The organism is Reyranella sp., from assembly GCF_052439685.1.
GTDB lineage: Bacteria > Pseudomonadota > Alphaproteobacteria > Reyranellales > Reyranellaceae > Reyranella.
Map to the genome: position 1 here is coordinate 101,241 of NZ_JBQVQG010000011.1, position 10,157 is coordinate 111,397.

Genomic DNA, 10,157 nt, shown 5'->3' on the forward strand with positions numbered 1-10,157 from the left:
TTTCAATTCGGAAGCCCTTGGGGTCCCGTCAGGACGTCCAACCGTAAATCACCAGTTGGGGCGCGGCTCCGGTTGATTTTCTCCAGTGCCTCAGGCGATCCCGCGATGGAGCTCGTTTTCTCGGCCATCCGTGTGAACACCGGCACCGTCAATCCGAGGGCCGCCATGACTTGCTCAAGCTGGATCCCGGCGCCCCTGGCCACGTCTTCCTTGCTTGGCGTGTAGAGGTTCGCCTTCTGAAGCGTGTCCATTGCCAGGAGCATGAGAGTCGCAGCCGCCGGCGGAACGACTTCCAGCGGCGTCGTTCCATCGTTCTGCTTGTAGAGCATTAGTGCCGCGGTCACGCTGCGCAGGGCACACGCCTCGGCCTTGTCATCGGCATTGGCCAGCACCCGCAGGCCCTCTGCGCCCTGCGGGCTGGCCAAGACTGCGGCCTCGTAGTCCGCGCGGTTGCTTGGTGTCAGGCTATTCGAGATATCAGCCTCGATCTGCTTGAGGAGCGGGTCTTCGAGCTGGTCATTGATAAGGCTCATGCCGGCCCCCAAGACGACATATAGGTGTGCATCTCATTGGGAAGCATAGCCCCCCTTAGGACGGCGCCCCCGTGGTTGTTCCAAGTGCGGTGAGAATGGCCTGAGCGATCATGCGGGCATCCTCCACCCCTAAGAGAACCGTTGACCGAAAGACTGGCTCGTGCGGCGGTGCCACCTCCGCGAACGATAATCGCACCACCCCCCCTCCCAGCACCGTCATCTGGAAGTGATTGACGAATACCGCTGGCGCTTCCATGGACTTCGGATTCACGGGCGTAATTTCCATGGCTTCCTCCCCTTTTGGTTGAGGAAAAGATAATGGGCCAGCCAAACCAGCCACCTGAGAGAATTCGGCGTATGGTCATTTCCCAATTTCCTTGGGATATTCTCATGCCGGCACTCCCGTCACAGTGGGGTGATTGTTGATCAGGCCGCGCGGGGGCGTCACCGTGATCTGCCCGCCGCCACTGGCCGTCGGAACACCGGTCTGCATGTTGGCGAGGCGCTGCTTCTGCAGGTTCGCCGCGGCAACGTTGGCGTCGGCCTGCGCCTGCCAGTAATTGAGCTGTTCCTGTGCCGGTTCTTTGTTGCCGCCGAAGGCTCCCGCAATGAACGAAGACGCCGCCTGGAACGTGCCCATGGTCATGGCGCTGTTGCGGTTCATGAAGTCGAAGATTCCGGAGAAAGCGCCGCCGCCGGAATCGGTCGCAGTCCCCACATTCGCGGCCAGCTGTCCGCCCAGCGACGAGGCGCCCGAAGTGCTCGTCTGGACCGTGCCGGATACGGCGCCGGGAGTGGCGGCCGGCGTCGTGGGTGCAGTCGGCGTGGTGGGTGCTGCAACCGGCGCGGCGGTCGGAGCCGTAGGCGCCCCTGGTACGGTCGAAGGTGTACCCGAAACCACCGAGGAGTCGACCGGCGTCGGGTGCGTAACACCGGTAACCTGATCCAGCGCCGCGCCCGTCGGGGCATCACCCTGCCCCAGCCCACCGGCCACAAGATTGGCCTTCTGGGCGTCGCTCACGAAGCCGCCGGCCTCGGCGATGCCGTTGACCGTGACGGGCTGGACCGCGGAACTCAGTGCCTCGCCGCCGGCGCTCGCTGCGACTTCGGCCGAGGTGGTGGCGGAAGCGGCCGGAATTTTCGCGGCCTCGCTCGCCCAATCGGTCATGGCGAAACCGGCCTCGTCGGCGCCGCTTCGGGCCACGTCACCGCCCGCACCGAACAGGCCCTCGACCGTGGCGCCGGCACCGAACATGCCGGCACTGTTGGCGATGGCGCCGACGCCTCCGATCGCCCCGACGACCATGCCGACTGTCTGCAAAGTTCGGTCGCCTGTCAGCGCGCCGATGGTCGAGACCACCGCGCCGATCGCCGCCGTGACTGTGAACACGGCACTCAAGGTGACCGCGCCCGCAGCCACCGCGGCGGTTACTGAGGAGGCGGCGCTGGCTACAGCGACGACGGCGATAACGGCCGAAATTACTCCACTCATTTGTCCCTCTCCGGGTTGCGGCGTCGTCCGACGCTGCTAGGTTGAATTTACACGCTCACGCTAAACTTGTCCGTGGTAGATTGATCAAATGCGCCGCGCTTTGCTCGTGCTGATCGGACTGCTCGCACCCGTGCCTTCCGCTTTCGCACAGGCTCACCCCCTCCAAGGCACATGGGTGGTTCGGTTGCCCACTGGCCCCAAGTACGTCGGGATCGTTCTTGTAGACGGTGAGGGAAGGACGACCTTCGACTCCCCCCAAGACTGGGGGAGGCCGGCGAAATTTGTTGGTTACGTCGCGCGGATGAACGGGCTCGACACCCAGTTCCACCTGACCGACAAAGCAGCGGTCATCCACATGAACTGCGTCGCCGAATCCGCTGAGCTGCTCAGTTGCCAGGTGGCCCATAAGGATGTTGGGGGCACCAGCAAGCCCTTCGCACTCGTCCGCGTCGGTCCCGGTCCTAGGAAGCTTTCCGAGGCGAACCTGTAACTCGATGCTTGGCGACGTTGACCTGCGCCTCGCTGGGCGCGCGCGCGATGGATTCGTCGGAGCCAAATCGTCCCGACCGAAGCGGCTTCGCCGCAAGAAATCTGGAAGTCTGGCGTCGTGCCTCGCGAGCGCTTGCGCTTGGGCTTCCTTGCGGGCCCCGCGCTGCGCTCTCGCTCCCTCAGCGTAGGTGCTGGGCATGTTGGTTCGCTGACTCCCCATGGTAACTTATCTGTGTGCCCGCAGCGGGGACCGTCGATCGGCCATTTCAGCCGAAAGTGTCCCCGGAGCGATGACAGTTAGGTGTGGTTTTGAAGGCACTGTCCCCGCTCCGGGCACAGTCTGTCCCCTGTAGGGGACCGTCGAATCCTTTTGAGACCGTGAAACACGTTTCACTGCCCGCGCGCTTTCCTGCTCCGGCGATGGCTGCCAGCGCATAAACTCTCGGGAGCCGGCGCCCTTCGCTTCGCCGATGGGAAACTCGGTCAGGATCCAGCTCGTGGCATTGCCGCGCCGGGCCTCCGCCTTGAGGTTGAAGGCGCCGACAATGTTGGGGCGGATGAACCCTCTCTCCTGCAGCTCGGCAAAGGCGGCGGCGGCTTGGTTCTTCCCGATACCCAAGCGCCGCGCGCCCTCACGGACGCTCAGGAAGAGGGTGCCGTTGTTGTTGCCGGTGTAGAGCCCCTTCAGCTCGAGCAGCAGCGCCCTGGCCGCCACTGAGAGCCACCGGAACGCGGCCGACTCCAACTCCCAACGGTAGAAGCGCGCATGATGCGCGCCTCCCTCGCTGCGGCCGGTCGCGTTGACCCGTCGGCCGGGTTTAAGCGGCCTTTGCGGCATCGCCTTCTCCGAGGGCTGTTACGCGGGTCCTCAACACGTATCTCGCGTGATGGCCGGCGTAGAGCCCGTCATGCGGCTCTGTAATGGTCTCGATGTCGAGTCCATAGACCGACCGCAGCTTGAAGATGTAGTGGCTTACGCGAGGCGCGGGGTTCTCCAGCGATGTGCAGCCTGCGGGTCCTGCCTCCAAGAGGCGATCGAGCATCCAGGCATCGCGGCCGACAGGCTGGATAAACCGGGCGGCGTCGCTCTCTTGCACGAAATAGCGCCTGGTACGCTTCATCGGTCAGCCCCCGTAAACATGCCGAAAGCCTCGACGTGGGCGAGAGCGGTGGAGGTCGGCAATGAGAAACGGTGCCTTAGCAAGCGGACGGCCGGGAGGGATTGGACCCTGGCACGTTCCGCCTCGATCTGATGAAGGACGCTGCGCTTGCGGACCGATTTGTTGCTGGATATGGTGGCCTTCACTGGACTGGTTCCTTGGCTGGGATTGGGACAGACGACTTCAGCGCCGGGACGAACTTCACCTCGTCTCGGCGTTTCTCGTTTCAGGCAGCATGCTGCTGCCCAGAATCGGATGTGTTGCGGTACGTCGTGCCGAGAGAGCGCTCAGCCCACGTCCGTAGGTCAGTTTCAGCGTAGTAAATGGCGCGGCCCAGACGCCGAAAGTTTGGGGCGTCTCCCCCCAAGCATCGTTGCTTGGCAAGGGTCCCGGGCGCTCGCTTGATGCCGTACTCGCCTAAAAGGAACTCGCTGGCTCCGGCTGGTCGATAGTGCTTGTCGGCCACAAGAGGCTCCTTGTTGACTGTCGATGAACAATCAACACCGTGCGCCTCTTAGAATGACTAGTCGTTAACCTCTGCCGGGCAGGGGCTGGCCTCTGCCGGGCAGAGGCCAGCCTAACGTCTGGATGGTCGCTGTCCCGGCCAGGGATATGGGTCGGGCGCGCCCTTCAATGCCTTTCTCGCTGTATCGAATGACATATCGTGGTGCTCACATTCTTGCTCTGCGCAGAGAACCTTCGTCGCATATTTTCCGCTAGCCCAAACGGCGCGGATTTTCTCGCGCCTTTCCCGATGCTCGACATGCATTGCATCCGCGCCCACCTTTCCTTGGTTCGAAGCCCGCAAAATCAATGCTTTCCGAACAGCTTCTGCCTCAGGCTTTTCCAATAGTGTCCGCACGACAAATTCTGAAGTGAGCACAGCGTGTTTAGCTTTGTCCGACAATCGACGGAGTGCGGCCATTTCAGGCGTGATGGTCTCGCCAATGAAGCCCTCTGCAAAGTGATCTTGAGAGGCGGCGATCGGGGGAATAGATTGACGCTCTTTCCTGAGTCTTTCAGGCGTGAGACCAATACGCACCAAAAGCGCCGCGACATGCGGGTCTCCGTCTAAGTGCGCGAGCATCGGAATCTTCGCAAGTGCGCTTAGGTACGGCTGAGTAATAAGCCCAGGCTTCAGGTCTTTGCAGTCAGCAATGGCCTCCAAAACTAGGATCAGATTTCTCTGCTTAGGGAGAACGCGATCCCCTTCTGGCGATCCGGACTCGTTATCGAACACTGCAGACCTCCGTATCAGTGCTCCGTAAGGTGGTCGGCGCGGCAGCCCTGTACGGTCAGGGTGTTCGGCGGCCAAACCTAGCCGCGCCGATTGGAAGGATATCACAGGGAAACCGTAGGGCGGGTCTGCTCGAGTTGCAGAACCTCGGCTGAACTCTCACCCGCCAAGGCGCGGGCAATGACTCCGGCTACACGATCAGCGGCGGCAAGCAGCGTGTCGTCCACATGGTGGATGTAGCGCCCCGTTACCGTGCCGCGGGAATGCCCCAGCAGGACGGCAATGGTCGGCTCGCTGTAGCCGAGATCATTCGCCGTTGTGGCGAAGCTATGCCGGAGCGTGTGGAGACTGAAGCCGACGAAGCCGGCACGCTCCGCAGTGCGCTCCCAAGCTCGCTGCAGACCCGCAAATGGCTTGCCCTCCGGGCCGGTGGCGAACACTAGGTCGCTGGCCGGATGCCGCGCTATGCGCTCCAGAACCGCGGTCGCGGGCCTTCCGAGCGGCCGCAGACTGTGACCCTCTTTCGTGGAGGACAAGCGAAGCACGCGGCGCCCCAAGTCCGCCTCCGGCCACCTCAGCCCCACGCCCTCGCCACGCCTGCATCCGGTCAGGGCCAGCAACCGGATCGCGTCAGTGGCGACCTTGCTTTCCCCTGCCGCTTCGGCCGCCGACAACGCCGCGCCAAGCCTGCGGTAGTCGTCCACGCTCAAAAAAGCCGTGCGGGTTCGATCTGCCGGTCGCTTCACACCTGTAACGGGATTGTCGTCCCTGTGCCCCCGCTCCACCGCATAGGTGAAGATGCCGCCTAGTAGCCCCACAGTGCGCGACGCGGCGCCAGGCCCTCCCACCTGCGGCTTGCCCCGCTTGCGCATTCCCGTGCCCCTCTGGGCCTTCGCGGCGCTCTTTCCAAGCTGGACCGCCTCCAGGAACTTGGTCACGTCCTGACGGGTCACCGCCTTGACCAGCAGCGAGCCCATCAGCGGCTTGATATGGGCGGCGATACGGCTCCGGTCAGAGCGGATCGTGAGCGGTGACTTCGGCCGGCGGCGCTTGCCGAGGACTATCCCCTTGTCCGCCGCGGTCAGGTAGTTGTCGCACAGGTCCGCGACCGTCAGGCCCTTCCTGTCGGCCCCACGGGCGGCAGACGGATCCTCACCCTTTGCTACTCCGCCCAACTCGATCTTTGCCAGCGTACGGGCCTGCTCCGGAGCGAGAACGCCCTTGCCCCCTGCGGCCTTCCCCAGCGCCAGCCTTCGCGTCCTACCCGCCTTGTTTCTGTACTGGATGAGGTAGGTCATCGCCCCGCTGGGCTTCACCCGCAGTCCAAATCCAGTCAGGTCATCATCCCACAGGATCACGTCCTTCGGACCGGGTTTCACAGTGTCGACGTAGCGTTTCGTCAGCTTGGGCATAGAGGGCCTCCGCATGGCCAGATCCCACCGGGCACCCTTGGCCGGGGAAGCACGGGGGAAGCAGCAGGGCGGAAAGGACGGCAATTGTCGGCCATTTCCGATGATGGCTGATAATGCCTGAAAGCAGCTGCTTTTCCTATTCCATCAACAACGGGAAATGTTGGGAAACTTAGCGCCTAGCCCGCGTCATGGCCCTCTCAAGGCTAAAACACGGGTTCGAATCCCGTAGGGAGCGCCAGGCGCAATCCATTGAAATAGCTTGGTTTTCCGGCGAATTCGCAGCGACTCGTCGCTGTGGATATGTGTCGTCAAACAGTACGAAATAGCACCAAAATGCGCGAGAAGTGGGGGAAGACTGGGGGACAAGTCCCGTATCGTTGTGATCGATACAACGGAGGTTCCCCTGCTACCCCTTTCCCTGCCGACTTCACCGACTTGACCTCGTGGCATCCGTCCGGCTGGTCGCCGGTCCATGACCGGCTCGCAAGCCGGCGGCACCAGGTCGGCTTCCCCACCCTGCAGTGCGGAGTCGACCGGCTGGTGATCGGCCAGGAGACGGACCACGAGTTCGGCTCGTTCAACGGCCGGTTCGTCGAGACCGGGGACTGTCGTCACCTGCCCGGCTTCTGGCACTAGCGCGGCGCGCCCGGTATCGGGGCGAAGCCGGCGCCCTACAACCCCTGCCCGATTCGCTACAACCTTTGCGAGCGGCGTGGCGACTGGTGACGGAAGTCCTCCGCGGCGTTAGGTCGGCTTTTGACGAGGCTTAGTGGCTGCTACGCTTCCTAAGTCCCAATATCTTCCTGAACGGCTCACGTCCAAGGTTAGAACGCGCACGCATATGGAAAGATATTTTCGCGATCTAAATTCTGAGTTAGAACAAAACCGATGAAAAACGCTAAAGCGCTAATGGGGCGCCTCCGCTCTCGCCTCGCGCAGGACAGACTGACCGAGGCCGAGTTCACAATGGCGTTGGCCGAGGTCGTGGCTGCCACAACAGAACGACTGAGCGGCGCCGACAGCCTCTTATTGTCTCACGAGATGCGTGAACTCGAACAGAAGTGGCGGAACAGTATGCATCGGCCCGTTAACTGAGCTTCTGCTTGCTGGGCTCGCTCATGTTGGCTTTGCTCCAAGCCCCCACTTCATCATGCCAGCTATCGATCGCAGCCTTCAAGGATGCCAGGCGCTCGTCAGAGTTATCGACGCGAAATTGAGCGAGTTCATTGACAACCCGCAGCCTCGCCGCAAGTACATATCGACTATGGCAATCAGACATTGCAGACCCACACCCCGACACACCCGCACGCTCGTTAGCATCGCCGGTGAAGTATATCAAGATACACAGCGTGGATTGATGCCGTCTACACCCTCCCGTCCACAGTTCCAATTGGCGATTTGAGCCGGTCGAGCCCTCGTCTCAGGCAACAGCTCGATCGCGTCGTCGGGCGTCGGATTCCGAAACTGCAGAGCTTCTGCTGGCTGCATCTCAAGTGATTGCTCTGCCTCTTCCCGGTGGAGATACCGGCATCGCCTTCTCATGGATCGGCTCGACGATGCCACTCCCTCTGTCGTGAGGAGTGGAAACAGGCTCCTGGGTCAAAGGCACACTCCAGGGCCGGGGGCGCCGTTCGACGCGTACACCGCGGCTCGCACTCGAGGGTTCACTTTGCCCGGGGCGCATCTTCGTCTTCGCCAGGCAGAGACACCGCCGTCGTAACGTACCGGGATCAACCGGGACGTCGCCGATGAGTAGAGTGCGGGGAGGTCGAGCCAGCGCTCCAGGTGATGAATTCACACCCGGCTCTACCAATCAGGACCTTGGAAACTGCTCCCGCGGTCTTTAGCGTCATGATGTTTCGGCTTCCTAGTCCCAAGGTCGCTGGCGCTGGTAGGTTCGCTATCAGAAGCCAAGGGAAAAATGATCGAATGACTGGGCTCGAGTGGAAGCTAGATAGTGATCGGCGCGCCTTGACTCTGACAGTCTCCACGAATCCGCCCGTCGTCTTGACGCTCGATGCGGCGCAGACTGACGAGATGCTGGAAAATCTTGGCCGCTTCAGAGCGGCGATGACGCCGGGTCATTCTGCGACCTTCGCTCCCGGTCAAAAAGTCGTCTGCGCCCGCAATCCTGCATGGCTTGCCGAACTTGACATGATGCAGGGAGACTCTCTCCTTCACCTTCGCGATCCGCACTTTGGCTGGCGGCACTATTTGATTCCGCGCGAGGAAGCCAAGAAGTTGGCTGACGTCCTTCGAAATCAGGTGGAGGCCCCAATCTCCGCAATGCCAGAGAATAAGCCGAACTAGCGGACCGTTCCCCGCAAATGACGCGACTAGAAGGTAATAGAAGCGACACTAGGCAAATACCTGGTGCCGGCCAAATGGTTCGTTCTGTACTTGGAAGCTGATCGAAGACTGGCGCAGGCTCACCCGCCGGCTTGCAATGAGCGATTCCTATTGGGGAAATGCGCTGCAAGGCAGTTCCCCTGCAGCCCACGCCCTCTTGGCTATGCAGCCGATCAGTGAAGAGTGCGCGCAAGGCGCGTCGCCGCCCGTTACCTGCAAGACACCGGCGCGGTGTTTCCGCGCCGGTGAGCCGAAGTTTCTACCAGAACCGCGTCGCACCCAGGAAGCTCACAGCCGTGCGTTCGTCGCGATGGCGGGCACCTAGCGCCGCGCCGGCACAAGCGGCAGCACAGCCGATCGCCAAGGTCGCCGCCGCGAGAAAAGCGGCAATGATCGCGGTCTTGCGGGCGGCTTCCGCCGCGTCGCGCGCCTTTTGCTCGGCTGCCTTCAGGTCCGCGTAGGTGTCATCCACCCGCTTCTCGGCCTCCGCTTGCGACATGCCCGTCTGCTCGGAGACCACCCGTGCAAGGTAGGTACGGTCGCGGACGTCGAGCTGCGGCGTCGTGAGGCCGGCCATGAGGGCGCGAGCCATCGGGGCTTCGAGGTCGGCGCGCGTGCGCCGCGCCTGCATCGCAGGCGCCTGAGCCCCTGGCTGAGCGGCGTTCGCCGCAGGATCGGCAGGTGCGGCAGCGGGAGCCGGCGCAAGGAGGCGATCGATCGCGTAGTCGGTCGGCTTGAGCGAAAGCTGGCCGAGAGCGGGATTGGATGCCGCCCCCGCAGTACCGGCCGCCGCGATGGCGGTCGTGGCCTTCCCAGCGGCTGAGACGACGGCACCGACGCCGGAAGCCGCCAAGGCCGCACCCAGCAGCACGCCGATCGACCATACGCCGAAGCCGTGCGCGCCATCGCGGAAGTAGCTCTCCGTCTCGTCCGTGGTGCGCCAGGGCGAGCGCATGCGGCCGGCAATGTAGCCGCCGGCCGCAAAGCTCGCGACCATCACGAGGGCGAGATAGACCGCTGCCAGAATGGCGGCGCCCTTCGCCGAGATGCCAGCATAGGGGTAAGGCGACACGACGCTGAGCCCGAGCGCCGAGCCGAAAGCCAGCAGCACGACAGACATGGCTGCCGCGCCCAAGGCGCCGAGAATCACCGGCCCCCAATCGAGATAACGGAAAGGAACGGTCTCGACCGGAACGGCGGTGGTGGGGGTGGTGGTGGCAGTTGCCATGATCGTGTCCTACCGAAGACCGAGGAAGGACAGGACAAACATGACGACGACGACCAGCCCGACCAGATAGATGATGCCATTCATTGCAATTCTCCTCAGTTGGCGAGGGGAACGCCACCTTCCTGCCTGAGTTCCGCCAGGATGTGCAGATGGATCGAGTTGTCGGGTTCGATGAAATCTCGCGGGCCGGGCGCCACTCCGGCTGACCATGTTTGGCTACCTACGCACCGTGAGGTCATGGTCGCTGCTGTCGGATA

11 protein-coding genes and 1 tRNA gene are annotated in these 10,157 nt (G+C 62.7%); 4 read left to right on the forward strand and 8 right to left on the reverse strand.

Annotated elements, in window-relative coordinates:
- Positions 1–2 precede the first annotated feature (2 nt).
- From ACT6UX_RS16045 to ACT6UX_RS16055, 3 genes are all read right to left on the reverse strand, one after another.
- Complete coding sequence (locus tag ACT6UX_RS16045) at positions 3–533, reverse strand: hypothetical protein (protein WP_444776162.1); 531 nt, start codon at positions 531–533, stop codon at positions 3–5.
- Between the two features lie 55 nt (positions 534–588).
- Positions 589–819 carry a hypothetical protein gene (locus ACT6UX_RS16050; protein ID WP_444776163.1) on the reverse strand — a complete coding sequence of 77 codons (231 nt, stop codon included), beginning with the start codon at positions 817–819 and terminating at the stop codon, positions 589–591.
- 102 nt (positions 820–921) lie between these two features.
- Entirely contained in the window at positions 922–2,025 is a 1,104-nt protein-coding gene (locus tag ACT6UX_RS16055; RefSeq protein ID WP_444776164.1) for a hypothetical protein, read from the reverse strand.
- A gap of 88 nt (positions 2,026–2,113) precedes the next feature.
- Between ACT6UX_RS16055 and ACT6UX_RS16060 the strand changes: the two genes are divergently transcribed.
- Positions 2,114–2,515, forward strand: a complete 402-nt coding sequence (locus tag ACT6UX_RS16060) for a hypothetical protein (RefSeq protein WP_444776165.1) — start codon at positions 2,114–2,116, stop codon at positions 2,513–2,515.
- 225 nt (positions 2,516–2,740) lie between these two features.
- Here ACT6UX_RS16060 and ACT6UX_RS16065 read toward each other — a convergent pair whose 3' ends face one another.
- From ACT6UX_RS16065 to ACT6UX_RS16080, 4 genes are all read right to left on the reverse strand, one after another.
- Positions 2,741–3,352, reverse strand: coding sequence for a hypothetical protein (locus ACT6UX_RS16065; RefSeq protein WP_444776166.1), 612 nt, complete (start codon positions 3,350–3,352; stop codon positions 2,741–2,743).
- Entirely contained in the window at positions 3,333–3,635 is a 303-nt protein-coding gene (locus ACT6UX_RS16070; protein WP_444776167.1) for a winged helix domain-containing protein, read from the reverse strand. Before ACT6UX_RS16070 ends, ACT6UX_RS16065 begins: the two co-directional genes overlap by 20 nt.
- 616 nt (positions 3,636–4,251) lie before the next feature.
- Positions 4,252–4,914, reverse strand: a complete 663-nt coding sequence (locus ACT6UX_RS16075) for a hypothetical protein (protein ID WP_444776168.1) — start codon at positions 4,912–4,914, stop codon at positions 4,252–4,254.
- A 101-nt stretch (positions 4,915–5,015) separates the two neighbouring features.
- Entirely contained in the window at positions 5,016–6,323 is a 1,308-nt protein-coding gene (locus ACT6UX_RS16080; protein WP_444776169.1) for a tyrosine-type recombinase/integrase, read from the reverse strand.
- Positions 6,324–6,480: 157 nt separating this feature from the next.
- On the opposite strand from ACT6UX_RS16080, the gene ACT6UX_RS16085 reads away from it, so the two are divergent.
- The 3 genes from ACT6UX_RS16085 to ACT6UX_RS16095 all read left to right on the forward strand — a co-directional run bounded on the left by ACT6UX_RS16085 (position 6,481) and on the right by ACT6UX_RS16095 (position 8,633).
- Positions 6,481–6,561, forward strand: a tRNA-OTHER gene (locus ACT6UX_RS16085).
- 197 nt (positions 6,562–6,758) lie between these two features.
- Complete coding sequence (locus ACT6UX_RS16090; RefSeq protein ID WP_444776170.1) at positions 6,759–6,959, forward strand: hypothetical protein; 201 nt, start codon at positions 6,759–6,761, stop codon at positions 6,957–6,959.
- Positions 6,960–8,252: 1,293 nt separating this feature from the next.
- Positions 8,253–8,633, forward strand: a complete 381-nt coding sequence (locus ACT6UX_RS16095; RefSeq protein WP_444776171.1) for a hypothetical protein — start codon at positions 8,253–8,255, stop codon at positions 8,631–8,633.
- A gap of 298 nt (positions 8,634–8,931) precedes the next feature.
- On the opposite strand, the gene ACT6UX_RS16100 is transcribed toward ACT6UX_RS16095, so the two are convergent.
- Positions 8,932–9,900, reverse strand: a complete 969-nt coding sequence (locus tag ACT6UX_RS16100) for a hypothetical protein (protein ID WP_444776172.1) — start codon at positions 9,898–9,900, stop codon at positions 8,932–8,934.
- Positions 9,901–10,157 lie beyond the last annotated feature (257 nt).

Bases quoted from the DNA above. Each gene is read 5' to 3' on its own strand.
- ACT6UX_RS16070 (WP_444776167.1), bottom strand. From the start codon at position 3,635: ATGAAGCGTACCAGGCGCTATTTCGTGCAAGAGAGCGACGCCGCCCGG.
- ACT6UX_RS16050 (WP_444776163.1), bottom strand. From the start codon at position 819: ATGGAAATTACGCCCGTGAATCCGAAGTCCATGGAAGCGCCAGCGGTA.
- ACT6UX_RS16060 (WP_444776165.1), top strand. From the start codon at position 2,114: ATGCGCCGCGCTTTGCTCGTGCTGATCGGACTGCTCGCACCCGTGCCT.
- ACT6UX_RS16045 (WP_444776162.1), bottom strand. From the start codon at position 533: ATGAGCCTTATCAATGACCAGCTCGAAGACCCGCTCCTCAAGCAGATC.
- ACT6UX_RS16095 (WP_444776171.1), top strand. From the start codon at position 8,253: ATGACTGGGCTCGAGTGGAAGCTAGATAGTGATCGGCGCGCCTTGACT.
- ACT6UX_RS16065 (WP_444776166.1), bottom strand. From the start codon at position 3,352: ATGCCGCAAAGGCCGCTTAAACCCGGCCGACGGGTCAACGCGACCGGC.
- ACT6UX_RS16080 (WP_444776169.1), bottom strand. From the start codon at position 6,323: ATGCCCAAGCTGACGAAACGCTACGTCGACACTGTGAAACCCGGTCCG.
- ACT6UX_RS16100 (WP_444776172.1), bottom strand. From the start codon at position 9,900: ATGGCAACTGCCACCACCACCCCCACCACCGCCGTTCCGGTCGAGACC.
- ACT6UX_RS16055 (WP_444776164.1), bottom strand. From the start codon at position 2,025: ATGAGTGGAGTAATTTCGGCCGTTATCGCCGTCGTCGCTGTAGCCAGC.